Origin of the sequence: Mycobacterium szulgai (assembly GCF_002116635.1) — a bacterium.
GTDB lineage: Bacteria > Actinomycetota > Actinomycetes > Mycobacteriales > Mycobacteriaceae > Mycobacterium > Mycobacterium szulgai.
On record NZ_LQPW01000106.1, the window covers coordinates 26,293 to 48,314 of the forward strand.

Annotated in this window: 17 protein-coding genes and 2 pseudogenes; 6 read left to right on the forward strand and 13 right to left on the reverse strand. The window is 66.1% G+C overall.

The features are described 5' to 3' along the window. Positions 1–4: 4 nt before the first annotated feature. The 4 genes from AWC27_RS15020 to pyrR form a co-directional block, all read right to left on the reverse strand. On the reverse strand, positions 5–502 hold the full coding sequence (locus AWC27_RS15020) for a PH-like domain-containing protein (RefSeq protein WP_085671207.1): 498 nt from the start codon (positions 500–502) through the stop codon (positions 5–7). 61 nt (positions 503–563) lie between these two features. Next, a complete protein-coding gene (locus AWC27_RS15025) occupies positions 564–1,856 on the reverse strand; it encodes a dihydroorotase (protein ID WP_085671208.1) in 1,293 nt (430 codons plus the stop codon). Then, on the reverse strand, positions 1,853–2,806 hold the full coding sequence (locus AWC27_RS15030) for an aspartate carbamoyltransferase catalytic subunit (protein ID WP_085671209.1): 954 nt from the start codon (positions 2,804–2,806) through the stop codon (positions 1,853–1,855). Before AWC27_RS15030 ends, AWC27_RS15025 begins: the two co-directional genes overlap by 4 nt. Next, positions 2,803–3,363, reverse strand: a complete 561-nt coding sequence (gene pyrR, locus AWC27_RS15035) for a bifunctional pyr operon transcriptional regulator/uracil phosphoribosyltransferase PyrR (protein WP_085671210.1) — start codon at positions 3,361–3,363, stop codon at positions 2,803–2,805. The genes AWC27_RS15030 and pyrR overlap by 4 nt, the downstream gene beginning before the upstream one ends. A 203-nt stretch (positions 3,364–3,566) precedes the next feature. Here pyrR and AWC27_RS15040 point away from each other — a divergent pair, with 203 nt between their 5' ends. Then, positions 3,567–4,220: a class I SAM-dependent methyltransferase gene (locus AWC27_RS15040; RefSeq protein WP_085671211.1), complete on the forward strand. Its 654-nt coding sequence runs from the start codon at positions 3,567–3,569 to the stop codon at positions 4,218–4,220. Here the strand turns inward: AWC27_RS15040 and AWC27_RS15045 are convergent. The 5 genes from AWC27_RS15045 to AWC27_RS15065 form a co-directional block, all read right to left on the reverse strand. Then, on the reverse strand, positions 4,217–5,197 hold the full coding sequence (locus AWC27_RS15045; RefSeq protein ID WP_085671212.1) for a sulfotransferase domain-containing protein: 981 nt from the start codon (positions 5,195–5,197) through the stop codon (positions 4,217–4,219). The genes AWC27_RS15040 and AWC27_RS15045 overlap by 4 nt on opposite strands. Continuing rightward, positions 5,191–6,105 (reverse strand): sulfotransferase domain-containing protein, encoded by a 915-nt coding sequence (locus tag AWC27_RS15050; protein WP_139837020.1) that lies wholly within the window; start codon positions 6,103–6,105, stop codon positions 5,191–5,193. The genes AWC27_RS15045 and AWC27_RS15050 overlap by 7 nt, the downstream gene beginning before the upstream one ends. A gap of 57 nt (positions 6,106–6,162) precedes the next feature. Further along, positions 6,163–7,341 carry a type III polyketide synthase gene (locus AWC27_RS15055; protein ID WP_085671214.1) on the reverse strand — a complete coding sequence of 393 codons (1,179 nt, stop codon included), beginning with the start codon at positions 7,339–7,341 and terminating at the stop codon, positions 6,163–6,165. Next, entirely contained in the window at positions 7,338–8,840 is a 1,503-nt protein-coding gene (locus AWC27_RS15060) for a fatty acid desaturase (protein ID WP_139837017.1), read from the reverse strand. The genes AWC27_RS15055 and AWC27_RS15060 overlap by 4 nt, the downstream gene beginning before the upstream one ends. A 154-nt stretch (positions 8,841–8,994) precedes the next feature. Next, positions 8,995–9,843 (reverse strand): LppX_LprAFG lipoprotein, encoded by an 849-nt coding sequence (locus AWC27_RS15065; protein ID WP_085671215.1) that lies wholly within the window; start codon positions 9,841–9,843, stop codon positions 8,995–8,997. A gap of 275 nt (positions 9,844–10,118) precedes the next feature. On the opposite strand from AWC27_RS15065, the gene AWC27_RS15070 reads away from it, so the two are divergent. From AWC27_RS15070 to AWC27_RS32785, 4 genes and pseudogenes are all read left to right on the forward strand, one after another. Then, entirely contained in the window at positions 10,119–11,327 is a 1,209-nt protein-coding gene (locus tag AWC27_RS15070; RefSeq protein ID WP_085671216.1) for a serine hydrolase domain-containing protein, read from the forward strand. A 340-nt stretch (positions 11,328–11,667) separates the two neighbouring features. Then, positions 11,668–12,915, forward strand: coding sequence for an FAD-dependent monooxygenase (locus AWC27_RS15075; protein ID WP_085671217.1), 1,248 nt, complete (start codon positions 11,668–11,670; stop codon positions 12,913–12,915). Beyond that, on the forward strand, positions 12,912–16,085 hold the full coding sequence (locus AWC27_RS15080) for an ATP-binding protein (RefSeq protein WP_085671218.1): 3,174 nt from the start codon (positions 12,912–12,914) through the stop codon (positions 16,083–16,085). Before AWC27_RS15075 ends, AWC27_RS15080 begins: the two co-directional genes overlap by 4 nt. Positions 16,086–16,247: 162 nt before the next feature. Continuing rightward, positions 16,248–16,783 (forward strand): annotated as a pseudogene (locus AWC27_RS32785) (PE family protein); the annotation flags it as partial. A gap of 47 nt (positions 16,784–16,830) precedes the next feature. On the opposite strand, the gene AWC27_RS15090 reads toward AWC27_RS32785, so the two are convergent. Both AWC27_RS15090 and AWC27_RS15095 read right to left on the reverse strand, forming a co-directional pair. Continuing rightward, positions 16,831–19,665: an aminotransferase class I/II-fold pyridoxal phosphate-dependent enzyme gene (locus AWC27_RS15090; protein ID WP_085671219.1), complete on the reverse strand. Its 2,835-nt coding sequence runs from the start codon at positions 19,663–19,665 to the stop codon at positions 16,831–16,833. 32 nt (positions 19,666–19,697) lie between these two features. Beyond that, on the reverse strand, positions 19,698–20,108 hold the full coding sequence (locus tag AWC27_RS15095; RefSeq protein WP_085671220.1) for a DUF6636 domain-containing protein: 411 nt from the start codon (positions 20,106–20,108) through the stop codon (positions 19,698–19,700). A 164-nt stretch (positions 20,109–20,272) separates the two neighbouring features. Here AWC27_RS15095 and AWC27_RS15100 point away from each other — a divergent pair, with 164 nt between their 5' ends. After that, positions 20,273–21,055 carry a bestrophin-like domain gene (locus tag AWC27_RS15100; RefSeq protein ID WP_085671221.1) on the forward strand — a complete coding sequence of 261 codons (783 nt, stop codon included), beginning with the start codon at positions 20,273–20,275 and terminating at the stop codon, positions 21,053–21,055. Positions 21,056–21,069: 14 nt separating this feature from the next. Here the strand turns inward: AWC27_RS15100 and AWC27_RS15105 are convergent. Both AWC27_RS15105 and AWC27_RS15110 read right to left on the reverse strand, forming a co-directional pair. Further along, positions 21,070–21,312: pseudogene (locus tag AWC27_RS15105) on the reverse strand (GreA/GreB family elongation factor); the annotation flags it as partial. A gap of 142 nt (positions 21,313–21,454) precedes the next feature. Continuing rightward, on the reverse strand, positions 21,455–21,991 hold the full coding sequence (locus tag AWC27_RS15110; protein ID WP_085671223.1) for an Rv1733c family protein: 537 nt from the start codon (positions 21,989–21,991) through the stop codon (positions 21,455–21,457). Between the last annotated feature and the right edge of the window lie 31 nt (positions 21,992–22,022).

The following is a 22,022-nucleotide window of genomic DNA, read 5'->3' on the forward strand; positions in this document are numbered from 1 at the left end:
CTAGTCACGCAGCCTCCTGTAACCAGTCTGAGTAATCGTCGCGGTTGTTCGCGCGAAACCCGGTGTCGATCTCGATGTCTGACGGCAACCGCCAGCGGATCGCCAAGATCCCGTGCCGGGCCACCACCTTGCCTGCGATGCCGCGCTCCATGCGGATCGCCGAAATCGATTCCCGCGGAATCCAAATCGGGCGGGCGCGGATGCGCTGCATCATGATTCCCTCGGGATAGCGGGTCAGCACCGCCTTGCTGCGGTAGCCGAGATCCCCCGTGGTGACGCGGTCGTTCCACTCCGGCGCCAGTGTGCAGCCGCAATAGATTCCGCGAGTCGTGACACTGGCCGAGCCCAGGGTTTCGGGCACATCGGGCAGCGTGCCGATCACCTCGTGCTGCCGCTGCGCCTTGCGCCGCCAGCCCCGCATCATCAACTGGATCACCACCGCGATCACCACTACCAGCACCGCCGCGAAGATCAGCGATCCCAACAGCGTGCCGGAGTTCATGTGCGCCGCTCCTCCCTGCTGTCCGCGATCGCAGTGCCCTGTTCATCGTCGCCGGCGCGGTTCATACCGGGCTCTTCCCGTCCCGAGCAGTGATCTTTCCGCGCAGCAGAGTGGCGGTCACCTTCGCCGGCAGCGTCATCGACTCGAATGGGGTGTTGGCCGACCTGCTGGCCAGCTCGGTTCCGCTGACCGTCCACGTCGCGTCGGGGTCCACCACGGTGAGGTTGGCCGGCTCCCCCACTTCCAGCAGACGGCCCTGGTCGGGCAGGCCGACGATGCGCGCCGGGTTCTCGCTCATCACCCGCGCCACATCACGCCAGCTCAACAGGCCCGGTGTCACCATCGTCTGGACTACCACCGACAACGCCGTCTGCAGCCCCAGCATGCCGGGCCGGGCCGCAGCGAACTCGACGCACTTCTCGTGCTCGGCGTGCGGAGCATGGTCGGTGGCCACACAGTCGATCACCCCGTCGGCGAGCGCCTGCCGCAGCGCCGTCGCGTCGGCGGCTTCGCGCAGCGGCGGGTTCACCCGATTCACCCCGTTGTAACTGGCCAGTCTGCTGTCGTCGAGCAAAAGGTGATGCGGCGTGACCTCGGCGGTGATCGAAATGCCTTGCGCCTTAGCCCATTTCAGAATCTCAACGGTACCGGCGGTGGAGGCGTGGCAGATGTGCACGCGGGCGCCGGCGTCGCGGGCCAGCAAGGCGTCGCGGGCGACGATGGATTCCTCGGCGGCCCTGGGCCATCCCGAAAGGCCCAGCCGTGCCGCCGTCGGCCCCTCGTGCGCCACGGCGCCGACGGTAAGCCTGGGTTCCTCGGCGTGCTGGGCGATCAGCACGCCCAGGCCGGTGGCGTATTCCAGGGCCCGGCGCATCACCAGCGGATCGTGCACGCAGCTGCCGTCGTCGGAGAACATGCGCACCTGTGCGGCACCGGCGTGCATCATTCCCATCTCGGTCAGCTCGACTCCGGCCAGCCCGACGGTGACCGCACCGACCGGGTGCACGTCGACCAGGCCGACCTGCTGACCGCGGTGCCAGACGTGGTCGGTGACCACCGGGCTGTCAGCGACCGGGTTGGTGTTGGCCATCGCGAACACCGCGGTGTAGCCACCCAAAGCCGCTGCCGCCGAACCTGTTTCGATGTCTTCGGCGTATTCGCGGCCGGGCTCGCGCAGGTGAGTGTGCAGGTCGACGAAGCCGGGCAGCAGCACGTGACCGGTGGCATCGATGACGTCGGCCGTATCGGGAATGTCGAGCCCGGGCCCGATGTCGGCGATCTGACCATCATCGGCGAGGACATCGACCCGGTCCCCTTCGCCGTACAACCGCACACCGCGGATCAGCACGCTCACGCTGCCACCTCTTCCGCACCGACCAGTACATGGAACAGCACCGCCATGCGCACGTGCACTCCGTTGGAAACCTGTTGCAGCACAGCCGATTGCGAGGAGTCGGCTACCGAGGAGGAGATCTCCATGCCACGCAGCATCGGCCCCGGGTGCAGCACCACGGCGTGACCGGGCAGCAGCGCCTGGCGCCGGGCGGACAAGCCGTACAGCGACGAGTACTCGCGCACCGACGGGAAAAAGCCTCCGTTCATCCGCTCGGCCTGGACCCGCAACATGAGCACTGCATCGGCCGCGGGCAGTTCGGCATCGAAGTCGTTGGACACTGTCACCGGCCAGCCGTCCACCCCGACGGGGAGCAGGGTCGGCGGCGCCACCAGCACCACCTCGGCGCCCAGCGTGTGCAGCAGCATCACATTGGACCGGGCCACCCGGCTGTGCAGGACATCGCCGACGATGACGACCCGCCGGCCGTCGATGCCGCCGAGGCGCTGCCGGATGGTCAGCGCGTCCAGCAGCGCCTGGGTCGGGTGCTCGTGGGTGCCGTCACCGGCGTTGATCACAGACGGGCCGGAGTCGTTGTCTGCAAACGAGCCAGTCCAGTCGGCCAGCAGCTGGGCGGCACCGGATGCGGGATGGCGAATGATCAGCGCGTCGGCGCCGGCCGCCCGCAACGTCAGCGCGGTATCGCGCAGCGACTCCCCCTTGCCCACCGAGGAGCCCGCGGCACTGACATTGACGACGTCGGCGCTCATCCACTTGCCGGCCACTTCGAACGAAACCCGGGTGCGGGTGGAGTTCTCGTAGAACATGGTGATCACGGTGCGCCCGCGCAGCGTGGGCAGTTTCTTGATCTCGCGGCCCACCAGCGCCTCGGCGAAGCGGTCGGCGTCGTCGAGGATCGCCGTGGCGTCATCGCGGGACAGGTCACCGGCGGCCAGCAGGTGTCTGGTCACGACGCACCTCCGCGGTCGATCATCACGGCATCGCGGCCGTCGGACTCGCGCAGCTGCACGTGCACGCTCTCGCTGCGGGACGTGGGCACGTTCTTGCCGACATAGTCAGCGCGCACCGGCAGTTCCCGATGGCCGCGGTCGACCAGCACAGCCAACTGAATCGCCCGCGGACGACCCACATCGCGCAGCGCGTCCAGAGCGGAGCGCACCGACCGGCCGGAGTAGAGCACGTCGTCGACGAGGATCACCAGCGCGTCATCGATGCCCCCAGGCGGGATGGTCGTCTCGGCCAGCGGGCGCGGCGGCTTGATCATCAGGTCGTCGCGGTACAGGGTGATGTCCAGGGCGCCGTGGCCCACTTCGATTCCGCTGTATTCGCCGATATTGGTGGCCAGGCGGCTGGCCAGAATCACGCCGCGGGTCGGGATACCCAGCAACACCACGCGCGGCGAATCAGGATTGTCCAGCGCGGTTTTTTCGATGATCTGGTGCGCCATACGGGAAACGGTGCGACCGACGTCGGCCGCTGACATCAATTCTCGCGATCCAGCACCCATGCGAGAGCTTGACCTCCTTCTCCGCCTCTCTGGACGGATCGTTAAAGGATGTCGACTGCGGGGCAGCCTAACACGGCCCAGCCCCGATGACCGCATGGCGTCGAGACTGGGTTCAGCGCTAGTCCAAGGCCCGTCAGCGGTACTGCGGACGCAGTCTCGACGCAGCCCCTACTACCCTGACGGACCGGACTACCCTGACGGAAATGACAGGCCCCAGCTCCCCCCAGCGCATTGACTTCGACGCCCTCTACCGCGGTGAAAGCCCGGGCGAAGGCCGTCCCGCGGTAGCCACACCACCATGGGATACCAAGGCGCCCAAGGAGAGTGTCATCAGCTGGCAATCCAACGGCTGGGTCAGCGGTGACGTGCTGGACATCGGCTGCGGGCTCGGCGACAACGCGGTCTACCTGGCCAAGCAAGGACACCGGGTGACCGGTCTCGACATCTCCCCGACCGCGCTGATCACCGCTGAACGCCGCGCCAAGGACGCCGGAGCCGAGGTGACGTTCGCGGTGGCCGACTCCACCAAACTCGAGGGTTACACCGGCGCGTTCGACACCGTGATCGACAGCGGCATGTTTCATTGCCTCGACGACGACGGCAAGTGCAGCTACGCCGCCGCGGTACACCGCGCCACCCGGCCGGGTGCCACTCTGCTGCTCAGCTGCTTCTCCGACGCCAACCCGCCGAACGAGGAGTGGCCGCGTCCGTCGGTATCCGAGCAGACTTTGCGCGAAGTGTTCGGCGGCGCCGGCTGGGACATCACGTCGCTCGAGCCCGTCACGGTGCGCCGCGAGGTGGACGGCACCGAGGTGGAGATGGCGTTCTGGAACGTGCGCGCGCAGCGTCGCGACTAGGCGGGGTCCAGACCGCGGCGGCCCTCGTGCGCCCACGCCAGTAGGTCCGGCGTGGCGAGCTGGTTGATGCGGTCGTAGTAGCGCCGGTAGACACGCTCGTCGAAGAAGTCCCGCCATTCGCCGCTGCCGCCGGCCCGAAAGAAGCGCTCGTTGCTCCGCCAGACCCCTTCGGCGGAGTCGGGTGCCAGATCGGCGGCGCGTGCCCGCATCGCGTCGAGGGTGGCGTGCTGCGCCAGCTCGGCGGCGCGGCCGCGGCCGACGTCTAAGCCGAGAACCCCTGCGAGACGGATGATTTCGACCACCAGATCGCTACGGTAGTCGGTGTAGTGGAACATCGCCACGTTGGGCAGCTGCCGACGGGACCAGATGGTGTGGAAGTGGTGCAGGATGTTGGCCAGTGAGCCCATCTGCCGAGCGGGGGGTGGGGGCGCCGGCCCGCCGCGGGGCCCCAGGAACGGTGGCGGCGTGCCCGGAATCTCGGGCGGCATGATGGGCCCCTCCATCCAGGCCTGAAAGGCGCGGACCGGGCTGGGGTCATCCAGCCGGCCACCCTGTAGCCGCCGATCGAGGATGGTGTCATTCATGTTGTCCCACTGGAACAATTCCGACATCGCGGCGTCGCGCGGATCGCGACCCACTCCGATGTAGGTGACCCGCTCGTCGAGGACCAGGCCGTCCAGCGGCGTGTGGGTCTTGATGAACCGTCGATGGCGCTGGGCGTTGAGGGCGGCGACGACCTCCTCGATGGGCCGCGCGGTGCGGTCGAGCCACGGCGACACCGCCGACAGCGGCCCCGGCAGCTGCGGCCCGTCGAAGACGAGCAGCGAGATCAGCCGCTGGGTCAGGGTCACACCACACTTCGACGGCGCGGAGATGACGATGTCGCCCGCGCGCAACTGCAGCGCGTCCCAGCGCAGGTTATCGCTGATCCAGGTGCGATACAGCGTTCGACTGGTGGTCCGGCTGGTGGTCACCATGGCGCCCCCCGGCGGCCCTGGTGGGCCCAGGCGACCAGCTCGGGACCGCCGAGCTGTTCGGCGATTTCGGCCGCACGCTCGGGGTAGCGCCGATGCTCGGCCTCGGTGAAGATCTCCGGCCACCGTCCGCGCCCGCCCGTCCGGAAGAACGGATCGTCTTCGCGCCGAACGTCTTTGGGATGCAGGCCGGCTGTGGCGCGCGGCGCGAGCTGGGCGGACTGCGAGCGCATCGCCGCCAGGGTGGCGTGCTCGGCGAGCTCGGCGGCCCGGTCGGGCCCGAGCTCCACGCCGAGGACCACAGCCAGGCGCATCAGCTCTCCGGCCAGATCGGCCTGGTAGTCGGCATAGTGGAACAGGGCTACGTTGGGTAGTTCGCGGCGGGACCAGAACGAGTCGAAGTGATGCAGGATGGTGGCCAGCGACGCGATCCCCTCGGTGGGGGTGACCGGCCCTTCCATCCAGATGCGCAGCACTTCGAGCGGACCGAATTCGCCGCCGAAGTCACGGCGAATGGGCGGCCAAGGTTCGCCCTCGGGTCCGGTGGCCTCGCGCAGTGCGCGCATCCGGTCGTGCTCGGCCAGCATCGACATCGCCGCGTCGCGCGGATCGCGACCCACCCCGATGTAGGTGACGCGGTCATCCAGCGGCAGACCGTCCAGCGGCGTGTGGGTCTTGATGAACCGCCGGTGCCGCTGTGCGCTTAGCGCGGCCACGACGTGCTCGACGGGCTGTGCCGTCAGATCCAGCCACGGCGACACCAGATGCAACGGCCCCGGCAATTGCGGCCCGTCGAAAACGAGCAGCGACACCAGCCGCTGCGTCCAGGTGGTGCCGCATTTGGGAGGGGCGGAGATGACGATGTCGCCGTCGCGCAATTGCAAAGCATCCCAGCGCAGGTTGTCACTCATCCAGGAGCGGTACAGGACGCGGCCTTTGTCGGTAAGCGAAGACACGATGACTCCTGTTCACCGGTAGATGATGTCGAACAGCATGCCCTCGATAGTGACGCCGGGCGCGAACGCGAACGCCACGCCCGTGCGGATGGGCTTGGTGAGAGCCGAATCCGCCTGCTGCACCATCATTTCCAGTACGAAGAGCAGCGACACGCTCAGCATGTTGCCGAACCGGGCCAGCACCTCCCAGCTGGGTGCCGCCAGGTGGGAGGGAATGGCCAGCGAGCGCGCCGACTCCTCGATGATCTTGGGGCCGCCCGGATGGATAGCCCATAGATCGATGTCGGATTTGGCTAACCCGTTGTCCCGCAACATCTCGGCGATCACCGGTTCGACACCGGCATAGATGTAGTTCGGCAGGTTCTCGGAGAGCTCGCAGGTGATGCCGTTGTGGTTGATGCCCAGCACGATGCCGTCTTCGGCGTCGTCGAGCAGCTGGCTGAAACTACTGCGGATCACCACTTTGCCGGGCTCGAGTTTCTCGTGGACCTGGCTGGCGCCGATCACCACCGCCGCGCAGCCGTCACCGAACAGGCTGTGGATCACGACGTCGTTGATGTCGTCGGCGAAAACAGCGTTCACCGAACACAATTCGATGCACACCACCAGGGCCTTCATCGCCGGGTGGGACCGCACGTAGTTGGTGGCCGTGCGGATGGCGTTCATGGCGGCCGCGCATCCCATGAAGTTGACCACGACCCGCGAAATTGATCGGGACAGCCCGAGCTGCTTGACGATCGCGGCATCCACGCCCGGAGCGATGAATCCGGTACTGGTGACGAACACCAGCATCCCGATCTCGTCGACTCGGTGCGGAACCCCGGCCAGCGCACGACCGCTCACCTCGACCGCCAGCGGAACCGCATGCCGGTAGAACAGCTCCATCCGCTCCCGGATGGTGGCGGGTTGCCGGCGGAACGCATCGAAGCCTGCGTCGAGCGGGTCGACCGCCATTCGGCGGGTGTCGATCATCGTCTTCTGGTAAATCCGGGAAACTCGTTCGTGCTGTTCGGGATTGGTGAAATAACCGGCAACCCGGACGGCGGCGTCGGACTGCTTGACCGCCTCGGGCGGCGTACCGGTCGCGATGCTTTCGATCACCGCGACCGTGGTCGGCGGTGCCGGCGGCAGCTGGGCAAGATCAACGAGAGGGTCGACTTGCGGGGCGCCGCCCTCGGCTGTGGTGCTCATACCGACCCGATTCCGGCGAAGCCCGAAACCACGTAGCCGGCACTGGCTTTGAGGGCCGCGGGCGACAAGTGCTCGCGGATGAAGCCCCACTTCAGATCTTCGGCCTGGCGGGAGGGCGCCAACAGGTAGGTTCGGCACAGCTTGGGCAGCCGGTCGGTGAGGAAACTCTTCGCCGGAAGCCACTCGACACCGAACTTCGCCGCTTCTTCGCGCAGCACGTCCTCGGTGACGATGTTGGCGAAACCGCTGCGCTGGAACGGCAGCACGTGATGGACCCGGTGCGAACTCAGGCCCGCGGACAAGAAGCAGTCGACATAGCGGTTGCCGATGACGGTCAGGTCATTGGCGTGCTCGACTTGGTCTATCCCCCAGTCGTCGGTGAGCGCCGGCCCATTTGTGAACGGCGGCTCTGAGTCATCCGGGTCCTCGAATTCGTGGCTTGCCACGACCAGGAACGTGCTGACCCACAGTGTCACGACGAATTGCAGTGCCCAGGCCCAGAAGTCGCCGGCGAGCGCGAAGACGACCAGTTCACCGAGCAGCAGCAGGCGCACCCCGGAAGACCCGAGGAAGTGTGGAAACGCGTTGCGCCAGCTTCCGTAGCCCTGTTCGACGCCTACCTTGCGCGTCATGTTCCATACGTCGGCGAGCCGGATGGTCATGCCGGTCAACAGATGGCCGAACTTGTGCAGGGTATGGACGGGAATCCGATACAGCCGCGGCAGCCGCATCATCATCGTGAACACGTTCTTCTTGATGTCCACGTCGCTTTGGGTATAGGGGTGGTGCAGCAAGGTGTGTCCATCGGCGACCACCAGCGCCAGCGCGATGTAGTTCAGATCGAAGGCGTTGGCCAAGGCCCGGTTGAGGCCACGCTGCGCGCGATGCAATGCGTAGTGGCCATATCCGACCAGCGAGCTGCGCAGCAGCACCATCGCAATCACGAAGGCCCACAACGGCATCCACCGCGGTTCGGCCAACCGCACGCCCTGAACCGCGACATAGGCGCAGGCAAGCAGCACGACCACGATGTTGAAAAGCCGGTCCATCCGCTTGATCCGCGCGGCCAGGGCGGGTTCGGCCAGCCGGGCCTTGACCCGGTGCATCAGATCGCTGTCGTCGTCGAAGGCGTACTGCGGGGTGTCGCGCCAACTGTTGAAGCCGTCCTTGAAAAGGAACGGCGGCGCATTGTGTTTCGGGTGAATGTCGCGGGGAGTGGCGTCGCGGCCCAGCGCATACCGCTGCTGCAGAATCCGCTCAACCTTGGCCGGGTCCTTGTGATACGACTGGATGATCGCGGTGATGTCACGGTTCTTGGTTCGCCCGATGAAGAAGGCGCCACCGGGATGCTTTGCGATCCAATCACTTAGGTCGTAGGCACGCCCTTTGTAGACCCACACGTCCGACAGCACGGGCGGCCTGCCCGGGGGCGGGCCAGGGCGCGGGCCTGCCAAAGGTAGGCCACCACGCTCCTGAACTTCAGGGAGGTCGTTAGGCATTCGTGTTTCCTCCAGGTCTGATCGGCTGCACCGATGTTGGGGCCACGGCCTTGGAGAATTCTCAAAGGATTTTCGACGAGAACCGGCCCGCAGACCAACGGCCTTGCGGGCCGGTTCCCAATCGGCTTCTCACGCTTGCGCGTTGCAGTACCTACTAAGGTGTCGGGTTCGGGATCGTCACCGGCGCACCCCAATTCGACAGGGTGATCGTGACGTGCCCCTGGTCCTTGTCGAGGACCATCCGCACCAGATAAGGCTGCGTGGGCGTGGAGCCCCCGGCCTTCACATCGGCGACGTACAAGGTGATCGGGAGCGTTCCCCCGCCCTTGCCGATCTGCGGCACCAAGGGATCGACCACTGCCGCGTCAATGGTCCCGGTCACTTTCACCGTCGCCACGCCGTCGATCGTCTCGCTTCCGGCAGCCTGCGGATTCTGGACTTTGCCGATGACGGCCCCCAAGCCTTTGTCCCGATCGAGAACCACCCCCGGGTCGTAGATCTTCACCGCGGGCCCCACCGAGGTGTAAGCCCCGGACTCGTTCTTGGTGTACATGGTCTTGTTGGTGACCAGGAACTGCTTGGACACCGCGGGGGTCTGCGGCTGCAACCTGATCATGGCGTCGCCGACGGCCTGTCCATTGCCCTCGGGCTGGTTGGTGACGTCGGCGTTGACACTCTCCATCGGGAGTGTGGTGATGTTGGTGGTCTGCAGATTGACGTGAATGGAATGCAGACCCTTGGTCGCCTTCGAGCTGTCCTGCAGGGTCTGCGCGGCCTGCCCCGACGGCGCGCCCGAGGTCGCCGAGGTCGAGCTCGCCGCTGCGGACCCAGAAGTCCCGGTCTGCGAACTCCCGGAAGTTCCAGTCGTCGACTTCTGCCCGCAACCTGAAATGACCGTTGCGATAAGCGCCGCCGCAAACACGATCGCGACGGCTCCCCTGGTCTGGGTTTGGTATGACATTCGTCGGTGGGAGGTGTGCACTTGTGAGATCAAGCCATTCATGGCCAGCCTTTGCTGAGTTATCCAACCGGAGGTATAGGCAGCTGGGCGCCGCCCGCATCGTCGGCATGGACGGAACCGGCTAGCCAGCCCACATCCATGGTCGCGGGTCTCGGTGACTACCCACCCGCACCCTGGTTCACCAGCAACGAACACCGCTAACTGCATGCCGTTGCTCCCACAGCATGTTCCCCAGATCACATTCGCCGGAGAGCGAGACAGTAACACGCGGCCGGTGCCCGAGAAAGCGTTTCTTGCAGGCAGCTAACCTGAACCGGGTGAATCTCGACGGCAATCAGACATCAATTCGCGAGGTGTGCGATGCCGGCCTGCTCGCGGGCGCCCTGACGGTGGTCTGGCAGCGCGGAGAAATCCTGCAGATCAACGAGATCGGCTACCGCGACGTGGACGCGGGTCTGCCGATGACACGGGACACCATCTTCCGGATCGCTTCGATGACCAAGCCGGTCACGGTCGCGGCCGCGATGAGCCTGGTCGACGAGGGCAAGCTGGCGCTGCATGATCCGATCGCACGCTGGGTCCCCGAGCTGGCAGAGGCACCCGTGCTCAATGACCCGCGCGGACCGCTGGACCGCACCCATCCGTTGCGGCGCGCGATCCTGCTCGAGGACCTACTCACCCACACCAGCGGATTGGCCTACGGCTTTTCGGTGTCGGGGCCGATCTCGCAGGCCTACATGCGGCTGCCGTTCGACGACGGTTCGGACGTTTGGCTCGCCGAGCTTGCCGCCCTGCCGCTGGTGCATCAACCCGGCGATCGGGTGACCTACAGTCACGCGATCGACGTGCTGGGGATCATCCTTTCCCGCGTCGAAGGCAAACCGTTCCACCAGGTTCTCGACGAGCGGGTGCTGGGTCCGGCGGGGATGGTCGACACCGCATTCTTCGTGCGGCCCGAGGCCCGCAGCCGTGCCGCGACCATGTACCGCCACGACGAGCACGACCGGTTGCGTCACGACGTGATGGGTCCACCGCACGTCAAGCCGCCGGCATTCTGCAATGCCGGCGGCGGCTTGTGGTCGACTGCCGACGACTATCTGCGGTTCGTGCGCATGCTGCTCGGCGACGGGTCAGTCGACGGTGTTCAGGTCTTGTCGCCGGAGTCGGTTCGGCTGATGCGCACTGACCGGCTGACCGACGAACACAAGCGGCATGACTTTCTTGGATCGCCGTTCTGGGTCGGCCGCGGGTTCGGCTTGAACCTGTCGGTGGTCACCGATCCGGCGAAGTCGGCCCCGCTGTTCGGCCCGGGCGGTGTCGGAACGTTCAGCTGGCCGGGGGCGTATGGGACGTGGTGGCAGGCCGACCCGTCCGCCGACCTGATCCTGCTGTACCTGATTCAGTTCTGTCCGGACCTATCGGTGAATGCGGCCGAGGCGGTCGCCGGCAACCCGGCGCTGGCGAGGCTGCGGACCGCACAGCCGCGGTTCGTCCGCAACACCTATCGCGCGCTCGGGCTGCTGTGAGCCCGACAAGGTGCTCAGATGACTATCGGCGGGCTCCCCACTGATTGGGGAATCCCGCCGACAGCATTAAGCACTGACTACATAGGCAAATTCAGTCAGATTCTTACCCGGCGAGGTCGCCGAGGATGAACGAGATCTCGCAATGGGCCGTCTCCCTCTGCCGAGACGGACCCTGTTGTTCCATCTTCATCACCCTTCCGAATCAATTGATTGATTATTTTTGTCGAATCCCATGGTGCCGGTGTCGCAGGGCGACTGGTATCCCACGGATGGGCGCATTTCGGTCCCTCCGGCGGGAGGACCCAATGTCCCCCGATCGAGGGACATTAGGCTGTGCCGCATGCCCGCCCCCACCGTTCTGATCAGCGGCGCAGGCATTGCCGGGCCCGCTCTGGCGTTCTGGCTCAACCGCAGCGGATATCAGGTGGTGGTGCTCGAGCTCGCCGACGGCATCCGGACCGGCGGCCAAACCGTGGACCTGCGTGGCGCGGGGCGGGTGATCGTCGAGCGGATGGGGCTGCTGGACCGGATGCGCGAGCGCAGCGTGGATCAGCGCGGCATCGCCTGGGTGCGCGAGGACGGAGGACGGACGGCGGAGATGCCCGTTACCGCATTCCATGGCAACGGCGTGGTCAGCCAACTCGAGATCTTGCGCGGCGACCTGGCCGACGTGCTGTATCAGGCCACCGCCGCTGAGGTGGACTACCGGTTCAGCACCCGCATCACCGAGTTGTCGCAGTCGGAAGACGGTGTGCTGGCGACGCTGTCCGACGGCACGACGATGCGCGCCGATCTTGTCGTAGGGGCCGACGGACCCCATTCGGCTGTGCGCCGGCTGGTCTTTGGGCCCGAAGAAGAGTTCGTCCGACCACTGGGCGGCTACCACGCCTGGTTCACCGCTCCCGACGCCGTCGGCCTCGACGGCTGGTTCCTGATGTACCAGGCCCCGGGCGGCCTGAACGCGTCGCTGCGCCCGTCGCACGATCCGGCGATCGCTAAGGCGGGCCTCGCATTTCGGTCCGAACCACTGCAGTACGACCGCGGTGACCTGGACGCCCAGCGTGACCTGCTGGCCGCCCGCTTCGCCGGTGCCGGCTGGCACTGCGAAGCCCTGGTGGCCGCCGCCCGCCAGGCCGACGACTTCTACTTCGACATGTTCGCCCAGGTCCATATGGACGACTGGTCGTCTGGACGGGTCACGCTGGTCGGTGATGCCGGCTATTGCGCGTCGCCGCTGAGCGGCATGGGCACTAGCCTGGCGCTGGTCGGAGCGTATGTATTGGCCGGCGAGCTTTCCAGCGCGCCGCTCTCGGTCGCGCTACAGCGCTATCAGCAGGTGATGCGGCCGTACGTCGACAGATGCCAGCGGCTACCCAACGGCATCGACGGCTATGTCCCGAAATCCGCGACGGATATCCGCATCACGGCGCTGGTGATGAAGTACATGCAGCGCTGGCCGTTTCGGTCGTGGGCCGAGCGCAAATGGTTCACCACCGCCGACGCCGTCGAACTGCCCGACTACCCCGCCGCGGCCATTATTCTGGGAACGGCTGAGACGTTGGGGCCGGATCGGCGGAGGGGTGGATGACAGCTGTACTCGTGTGTCGCACCTGTGGGATCGAACCAGTTGAGAATGCCCGGTTTTGCCACGGTTGTGGCTCACCAATTAGCCAGAACGACACACCGGCCGAGTACAAACAGGTCACCGTGCTGTTCGCGGACGTGGTGCGCTCGATGGACATGGCGATGGCCGTGGGTCCCGAGCGATGGCGCGAGATCATGGCCGAACTCGTCACGCGCTCGGCGGCGGTGGTGCAGCGCTACGGCGGCACCCTCGACCAGTTCACCGGTGACGGCATCATGGCCGTGTTCGGCGCCCCGACCGCTTTGGAAGATCACGCGCTACGGGCGTGCCTGACGGCGCTCGGTGTTCAGGATCAGGCCAAGGACCTTGCCGTCGACATCGCTCGTCGCGACGGCGTCGATCTGCGGTTGCGGGTGGGTCTCAACTCCGGCCAGGTGGTCGCCGGCAAGATCGGTTCAGCTGGGTTGCGTTACACCGCAATTGGCGTGCAGGTCGGGATGGCTCAGCGGATGGAGTCGGTTGCGCCGCCCGGGGCGGTGATGCTCAGTGAGTCGACGGCGCGGCTGGTCGAGGGCGCCGCGGTGCTGGGCGAGCCGCAACTGGTGCGCATCAAGGGCAACGATGAGGGGGTGCCGGCGCGCCAGCTGCTGAGCGTGCCCGGTCGGCTCGAGGGGTCCGGTGGCTCGTATTCGAGGCTGGTGGGTCGCGAGTGGGAAGTGTCGGCGTTGACCGCGATGCTGGATCGCTCGATCGGTGGACGCGGGTCGGTGGTTTCGGTGGCGGGGCCGGCCGGCGTCGGCAAGACCCGGCTCGTCCGAGAGGGCATGCAGCTGGCCAAAAGTCGCGGCGTCGAGGTGTTCACCACCTTCTGCGAATCGCACGCCACCGACGTCTCGTTCCGGGTCCTGGCACGCCTGTTGCGCGCCTTCGGTCATTTGCGGGGTCTCGACGATGAGGCGGCGCGCGCGCAGCTGCGCGCGCAGGTCCCAGACGCCGACCCGCAGGATCTGCTGCTGCTGGACGAATTGCTCGGCATAGCGCAGCCCGGAGTGCAGCTGCCCAAGATCGACCCCGATGCGCGGCGGCGGCGGTTGACCGCGCTGATCAACGCGGCCCAGCTGGCCCGCCGCGAACCCGCGGTCTTTGTGGTCGAGGATGCGCATTGGATCGACGAGGTGAGCGAATCGCTCCTGGTTGACTTGTTCGCAGTGATCCCGCAGACCCGCTCGATGGTGCTGGTGACCTATCGTCCCGACTATCAGGGAGCGCTGGGGCGCGTGGCCGACGCACAGACGATTGCTTTGACGGCACTTAGTGATTCGGAGACCTCGATGCTGGTCGCTGAGCTGCTGGGGACGGATCCGTCGGTGGACCAGATCGGCGCGATCATCACCGAGCATGCGGCCGGCAACCCGTTTTTCGCCGAGGAGATCATCCGCGAGTTCGCCGAACGTGGCGTGCTGGTGGGCCAGCGTGGCAGCTACACCTGCAACACCGACGTCGCCGAGATACGTGTGCCGGCCACAGTGCAGGCGACCATCGCCGCGCGCATCGACCGGCTGGGTCCCGCGGCCAAGCAAACCCTTAGCGCGGCGGCGGTCATCGGGCCTCGTTTCAGCGCCGATCTGCTGAGCAGCCTCGGCATCGACGCATCGGTCGAAGAGCTGGTTGCCGCGGAGCTCGTCGACCAGGTGCGGTTCACTCCCCGCGCCGAATATGCGTTCCGGCACAACCTGATTCACGCGGTGGCCTACGAATCACAACTGAAATCCGATCGCGCCGCGATGCATCGGCGGCTCGCTTCGGCGATTGAAGCACGCGAGCCACAATTGGCCGATCAGAACGCTGCGCTGATCGCCGAGCATCTCGAGGTCGCCGGTGATTTGGAGGTTGCCTACGGCTGGCACATGCGCGCCGCGGCGTGGGCGGCCAGGCGCGACATCACCGCGGCGCGATTGAGCTGGGAACGCGCCATCCGGATCGCCGACGCCTTGCCCATCGAACATCCAAACCTGGCAGCGATCCGCATTGCCCCGCGAACGATGCTGTGCGGGCTGGCCTTTGTCGCCCGCGCGGACGTCGCCGGCGCTCGGCTCGACGAATTGCGCCAGTTGTGCACCACCGCCGCGGACAAGCCGTCGCTTGCCATCGGCATGTCAGGGCTGGTGATGCATCACGCGTATCAGGCCCGAACACGCGAAGCCGCCCGGCTGGGGTCCGAAGCCATGGCGCTCATCGAGTCGATCGGCGATCCGAACTTGACGGTCGGGCTGTCCTTCGCGGGCATCTACGCCAAAGCTATGAACAACGAGTGGGGTGACACGCTGCGGTGGTCACAGCGGGTCATCGAGCTGGCCGACGGCAATCCATCCAAAGGCAAAGTCATCTTCGGCTCGCCGTTGGCCCTTGCCCTCACCACCCGCGCAATCGCCCGGTATTGGCTGGGCCAGTCAGACTGGCGCGATGACTTGCAGCACGCCCTGAGCATGGCCCGCCGCGCCGACCACATGTCCTACGCCACGGTGGTCAGCTACGTCTATTTCATGGGCATACCGGCTGGAGCCTTGAAGGCCGACGATGACGCGTTGCGCGAGATCGAAGATGCCCTGCAGATTGCCGAACGATCCAGCGACGACCTTGCGTTGGCGTTCGCGCGGATGACGCTGGGTGTCGCGTTGGCCGAACGACCGACCGAGGCGGAACGTCAACGCGGACAAGCGGTTTTGACCGAGGTCGCCGAAACCTTCCAGCGCCGCGGACACAACCTGGGTGAATTACCGCTGGTGAATGTCTACCTGGCGCGGGAGCTGGCTCGCGGCGGAGATCTCGACGGGGCCATACCGTTGATGCGCGCCGCCGTCGAGAAGCTGACCCCCGACGGACAACTGCTGGCCTGGGCGGTGCCGGCAATCGGCGTGCTGGTGGACACGCTGCTCGAACGCGGGGGCGAGGACGACGTGGCCGAAGCCCGCACCATGATCGAGCGGCTGGCGGCAGTACCCACCGACAACGGTCTGGGTGTGCGCGACATCCTGATCCTGCGACTGAGCGCGCTGCACGCACGGGCGCAGGGCGAGGCCGCAACCTACGCAACTCTGCGCGATCGCTACCGCGAGCTGGCGGCATCGCAGGGGCTCGACGGGCACATCGCCTGGGCACAAGCGATGCCATGAACTCCCCCGCCGACTCTCGGGCAAAACGCCGGGGCGGGGCCGATGACGCGGATACCATGTCCTGACGCGCCAGGCGACGGTGCAACGCTGACGTGACCAGAGACAGCCCAACGCTAGCCAGAAATAGCGCAGAGGTAGCCCAGAGGTAGCCCAGAGGTAGCGATGTCGTTTGTGGTGGCGGTACCGGAGGCGTTGACGGTGACGGCAACCGACTTCGCCGGCATCGGTTCGGCACTTGCGGTGGCCAACGCTGCGGCGGCGGCTCCCACCGCACGGGTGCTGGCCGCGGGTGCTGATGAAGTGTCGGCGACGATCGCGGCTGTCTTTTCCAACCACGTGGGGCGGGCGGCAACGCGGGCCTGATCGGAAACGGCGGTGTCGGCGGGCTCGGTGGCGCTGGCCGCCAATTCGGCCCGATCGGCGGACTCGGAGGCAACGGCGGCGCCGGCGGTAACGGCGGCTGGCTGTACGGCGCCGGCGGCGCCGGCGGGGCCGGCGGGGCCGGCAGTGACGGCTTCGATTTCGGCGGGGACGGCGGGATCGGCGGCAACGGTGGCAGCAGCCGGCTGATCGGCGATGGCGGGCACGGCGGACACGGCGGGCGTGGCGGGACCGGTGGCCTGGCGTCCGGCGCCGCTGGGGCCGGCGGTGCCGGCGGCAGCGGCGGACAGTTGTTCGGCGAGGCCGGCGCCAACGGGGTGTCCTAGCCCGTTACCAGCCTCTTACTTGCCCCTGACGCCAGGCTTCACGAATCCTCGGCTGTAACCCCCACCACGCCGTTGCCGGCCAATGCCAACGCGTCGGCTGGTACCTCAAAGTCCGGCAGCGCGTCGCCGGCCGCTGCGGCGACGGCGTTGCGGGCCGCCTCCATTCGCTTCAGTGCTTCCTGGGTGAACACCGATAATCCGAGTTCGTGGTTGTACCCGTGGATCTCTTTGACGTCGAGCTGGGCCAGGAAGTAGATGATCTCCTTGGAAACCACCTGACCCGGCACCAGCACCGGGAAGCCCGGCGGGTAGGGCACCACGAACGTGGTGGATACCAACGTCTTTCCCTCGGCAATGCGTCGCCCGGCCGTGCCGATCAACACGTATTCGCGGTCCTTCTCCTCGTATCCGGCGTAGAAAGCGGTCCGGGTGTCGCCGTACACGCTGTTGTCGTCGGGACGGAAGGCCACATCGAACTCGCTGAAGTCCGGCAGGTGCGGCAGGTCCTCGGTGATCTCCTCGACGCGGCGCTGATGCAGCGCCCAGTCGGCCGCGCTGGCCGCCTGCTTTTCCCGGTCGAAGTCGGTGGCCACCCGCCGCAGCACGTCGAGCAGATGATGCACGCTTGACCAGGTGACCCCGATGGTGAAGATCAGCAGCACGCTGTTGATCGACGTCTTGTTGATCTGAATGCCGAACCGGTCCATCAGGATCTTCTCGCGAAAGTCGTACCCGTTCATACCGGTGTTGCCGAGGAACAGCGTGACCCGGGTCGGATCCAGCACGAATTGATCGGATCGCCAGGCCTCATTCCACTCGTCCAGCGCGCCTTGCCGGACCTGACGATAGGAGCTGACAGCGGACGCCCGATACTCCTCGGGCACCAGGTCGGACTCGTCGAGGATGCGGAACCACTTGCTGATCAGCCGGTCCTTGCGGACCCGGTGCCGAAACACCAGTGCCATGTCGTAGACCTGCCGGACCAGTTGGAAGCCCTCGATGTCGACCTGCCGGCGGGCCAGGTCCAGCGAGGCGAGCAGTTGCTGGTTCGGCGACGTGGAGGTGTGCGTCAGGAACGCCTCACCGAAGGCATCGCGAGCGCGGGCGTTGAAATCCTGGTCGCGCACATGAATCATCGACGCCTGCCGGAAAGCCGACAAAGACTTGTGGGTGGAATGCGTGGCATACACCCGCACCCGCGCTTGTTCGGGATCCGGCAGTAGCCGGTGGTTGACCCACTCCGAGCGGGGAATCCCCTCCATCGACTCGCGCCAATCCCGGTATTCCGCAGCGTATTCCGGCGACGCCAGCATCTGCTCGAGGCGCTCGGCCGACACCATGGCGGTGCGCTGCCGGGCCCACGGCACGGCGGTGGCGAAGGCGTACCAGGCCTCGTCCCACAGGAAGCAGATGTCCGGCTTGATAGCCAGCACCTCCTCCATCACCCGCCGGGGGTTGTAGACGACACCGTCGAAAATGCAGTTGGTGAGCAACAACATCCGCACTTTGTCCAGCTGCCCGGCCGCCTCGAGATCCAATAGCGCCTTCTTGATCGTGGATAGCGGCACCGCCCCGTAGATCGCGAACTGCGGTAGCGGGTAGGACTCCAGATAGCGCGGGTACGCGCCGGCCAGCACCAGGCCATAGTGGTGCGATTTGTGGCAGTTGCGGTCGATGAGCACGATGTCGCCGGGCCGCGTCAGCGACTGAACGACGATCTTGTTGGCCGTTGATGTCCCGTTGGTGACGAAGTAGGTGTGGTTGGCGTTCCAGGTCACCGCGGCCTTGTCCATCGCCTTCTTGATGTTGCCGTGCGGGTCCAGCAGCGAGTCCAATCCGCCTGAGGTGGTTGAGGTTTCGGCCATGAAGATGTTGCGGCCGTAGAACTCGCCCATGTCCTGCAACGACTTCGAGTTGAAGATGCTGGCGCCGCGCGCGACGGGAAGGGCGTGGAATTGGCCCACCGGCGCGGCCGCGTAGGCGCGCAGGGCGTCGAAAAAAGGTGTGGAAAAACGGTTTCGAAGGCCGGCGATCACCGTGCTGTGCAGGTCGGTGACGTCGTTGAGGCGATAGAAGGTGCGGTCGTAGACGTCGGGGTCGTCGTCGTTGCCCGCGGCGATCGACTCGTCGGTGAGCAAGTAGAGGTCGATGTGCGGCCGCAGCTCTCGGATCCATTCGCCGCATTCGATCCAGTCGTGCGCACGGTCGGACACCTGAGCCTCATCATTGTGCCCGAGCAGGGTGTTCATCAGCGGCACCCGGTCCCGGGATCGCAGCGGCAGGTCGTGACGAATGATCGCGGCCTGGATCTCACCGTTGAGCGCCACCGCGGTGATGGCGTCCTCGACGCTGGGGGCCACCAGGATCTCGAACTGGATGTCGTCGGCCGGATTACGCAACTCGCGCAGGCACTCGACCAGGCTCTCCGGGGCGGTGGGCGGCGCGTCGTCGGCCAGCAGCACGGTGTAGAACTGCTGCTGCTTGGCCTGAGCCACCAGCTCCTGGTCGGCCAGCGGGGCCGAAGTGTCGAACAGCGCTGTGCGATCGCCGTATTCGGACAGCAGCCGCACCGCCAACGACACCTCTTCGGTGAGCCGCACCGTGGACAGGCTATCCAAGTGGGCGCGGAAGATCGCCAGGTTCTCGGCCCCGGGGTACAGCCAATAGCGCTCGTACGCCCCGATGCGGTCCATCAGGCGTTTCACCTTGGCCAGGTCGTGGGTCTTGTCCAAGCCGGCGAGGTCGACCTCGGCGAGATGACGGCAGGCGTCGTCAAGCTGATTCCAGGTATCGATGCGCGTGTAAGACGGGTTGGCCACTGCCGCAAGAGCGGACACCCGCAACCGTCGCGGATGGGCGCTGTCTCGATTCATGTCGTCACCTGTTCTCTTGGTGCGAGTCGCCGTCAATGCAGCTCGTAATTATCGCGCGCAACACGGAAATAATGGCCGGTGCCGGTATCGGTGCAGGTAACACCGGACGGTTGACTCTGGCAGGTTATCGAGCCGACCGACTGGGCCTGGCCGTACTGCAGCACCGGAAATCCGGGGCCCTGCACGGTGTCGCTGTGACAGGACATATGAGCCGGGGCTCCCTGGCGCAAGGTGAAGCGATCCCCCCAGGCGCCCATGCAAGGCGTCGGGCGCGGCGGCGCCACCCAGGTGTGGTCGCGAATCTCGCAGTCGGCGAAGGCGGTGGTATTCGACATCCCGATGCCACAGTAGATGTTCCCCGACGGCTCCTGGAAGGACTCGTAGGAATCCGCGCGCGCGTGAGCCGCCAACGCCACCGCGGCCAGTGTCACGGAGACTGCCACGGGGGCTGTGGGTTTCATAGTGTGCCGCTTTCGTCCAATCGCGGGTCTGACCGCAGCCATTCTGTCTCCCCCGCGGTCAGTGCGCGGTCAAAGCTGGCGGTTTGCCGCCTGGGGGCCATTACGCTGACGACCGAACGCCGGGGCCGAAGGTGACAGGGAGATCGATGGCGCGGACCGTATTGCCGCTTTGGCTGCTGCTGACCGCGGCGGTTTTCCTCGCGGTTCTGATCGCGGTGGGCTGGCAACGACTGGCCACCCGCACCCTGTCTGAAGTCAACGACAGACACAACTCGAACATGGCGCCGTTCATCACCGTTGTCGGACTTGTCTACAGCGCCCTGCTCGGATTCACCGTGGTCTTCGCCTGGCAGCAGTTCTCTGCCACCGGAGTTGTCGTCTCTCACGAAGCGTCCACGCTGACCACGCTGTATCGGCAGACGGCTGCCATGCCGGAACCGGAGCGAACCGAGGTGCGCATGCAGTTGCGGAAGTACGCGGGCGCAGTGGTGAACTCGGAATGGGAAGTGCAGAGCGGCGGCGGCACCGACGAGGGCGCAAGGTTCGCGATCACCGAAATGTACGCCATTATCGGCAATCAGCCGCCCGGCGTGGTATCCAGCCCGATCCAGTCGGCATTTCTCAGCCAGCTGACGGTCTTGGCTACTGACCGCACCACGCGAATCCTCGATGCCCGCTCGCGCATACCCGCAGTGATGTGGTTGGGACTGATGTTCGGCGGCATCGTGATCGTGGCGCTCGCGGGCTTCCTGCGTCTGGGGAGCACCCTCGGTCATGCAATTCTGTCCAGCTCGATCGCAGTTCTACTCACCCTGCTGATGTGCATCGCGTACTCGTTCGACCATCCCTTTGCCAACGAACTGGGCATCACCCCGGCGCCGTTCTACCACGCGATGCAGGTTTTCGACGCGATCGACAAGGAGATATAGCGCGGATTTGCGTCTTACCGCGCTGCGTAGGGGACCGCGTTGAGCAGTGTCACCAGTAGGTGGGTGCCGTCCGGGATCGAGTAGATCCGTTGCTCACCCACGCGTGCGCCGGCGATGGCGCGCCCGAGCGGCGACGCCATGGAGTAGACCTTGAGTTCGGCGCCTTCGGAGCCGCGCCGGCCGAGCAGGAACGTCTCGGTTTCCCCGATGGCGTCGTAGCGAATCGTAAGGACCATGCCGGGTTCGGCCATATAGTCCCGTCGTGTCGTCCTGCCCGGTTCGGTTGTAGTCATCGTGCGCTCCTCACATCATTGGAAAAATGCCGTCAGGGACGGGCCTGGGCCTGGCAACCGTCCCTGACGACTCGCCTGGGCCTTGTTCGGGCAAGGCCGGGAAAGCTCAGTGTCCGAAACTCCTATAGCCGTTTACCGACAGCGTTAATCGGCTGTCACGCAGGCGCTCGACGACCGCCCAGGCACCGGCCAGCAACACCGCCGCCACCGCGCCGACGCTCAGCCACGTTGACAACGCGGCCGCTACCGCCTCGTCCAGGGCCGTGCGGTGCGGCAGTCCGACGTGGTAACCGTTCTCGTCGACCCAAATATCAACGGAATCACCGGCTTTCACTCCGCGGGTGGCCGAAACCACGCCTTCGTGTACGGCTCCGTCGGCAACCCACCGGGCAGCCACGTCGACGGTCTGCGGATCGCCCAATTCCCGATGGGTGGCCTTGTCGCTGGTGATAACCGCCGTGACGGCGTGACGATTCTGGGCTTGGTCGCTGTAGAAGCGGCTGCGCGAATCGTGCACTGTGCTGCCCACCGTTACGGCCAGCGGGATGCCGATCAGCACGACGACGGCCACCCAAAGCGCGATCAGCACCTCGAAGCCGTCGCTGGTGCGTAAGCGGCGACGATGGGGACGCGGGGTGCTCATCGAACTTCCTTCGGCAGGTGGCCATCTGGTG

Excerpts from the sequence above, each read along its gene's own strand:
- AWC27_RS15020 (WP_085671207.1), bottom strand. The coding sequence starts at position 502 with ATGAACTCCGGCACGCTGTTGGGATCGCTGATCTTCGCGGCGGTGCTG.
- pyrR (WP_085671210.1), bottom strand. The coding sequence starts at position 3,363 with ATGGGTGCTGGATCGCGAGAATTGATGTCAGCGGCCGACGTCGGTCGC.
- AWC27_RS15040 (WP_085671211.1), top strand. The coding sequence starts at position 3,567 with ATGACAGGCCCCAGCTCCCCCCAGCGCATTGACTTCGACGCCCTCTAC.
- AWC27_RS15045 (WP_085671212.1), bottom strand. The coding sequence starts at position 5,197 with ATGGTGACCACCAGCCGGACCACCAGTCGAACGCTGTATCGCACCTGG.
- AWC27_RS15050 (WP_139837020.1), bottom strand. The coding sequence starts at position 6,105 with ATGAGTGACAACCTGCGCTGGGATGCTTTGCAATTGCGCGACGGCGAC.
- AWC27_RS15055 (WP_085671214.1), bottom strand. The coding sequence starts at position 7,341 with ATGAGCACCACAGCCGAGGGCGGCGCCCCGCAAGTCGACCCTCTCGTT.
- AWC27_RS15060 (WP_139837017.1), bottom strand. The coding sequence starts at position 8,840 with ATGCCTAACGACCTCCCTGAAGTTCAGGAGCGTGGTGGCCTACCTTTG.
- AWC27_RS15065 (WP_085671215.1), bottom strand. The coding sequence starts at position 9,843 with ATGAATGGCTTGATCTCACAAGTGCACACCTCCCACCGACGAATGTCA.
- AWC27_RS15075 (WP_085671217.1), top strand. The coding sequence starts at position 11,668 with ATGCCCGCCCCCACCGTTCTGATCAGCGGCGCAGGCATTGCCGGGCCC.
- AWC27_RS15080 (WP_085671218.1), top strand. The coding sequence starts at position 12,912 with ATGACAGCTGTACTCGTGTGTCGCACCTGTGGGATCGAACCAGTTGAG.
- AWC27_RS15090 (WP_085671219.1), bottom strand. The coding sequence starts at position 19,665 with ATGAATCGAGACAGCGCCCATCCGCGACGGTTGCGGGTGTCCGCTCTT.
- AWC27_RS15100 (WP_085671221.1), top strand. The coding sequence starts at position 20,273 with ATGGCGCGGACCGTATTGCCGCTTTGGCTGCTGCTGACCGCGGCGGTT.
- AWC27_RS15110 (WP_085671223.1), bottom strand. The coding sequence starts at position 21,991 with ATGAGCACCCCGCGTCCCCATCGTCGCCGCTTACGCACCAGCGACGGC.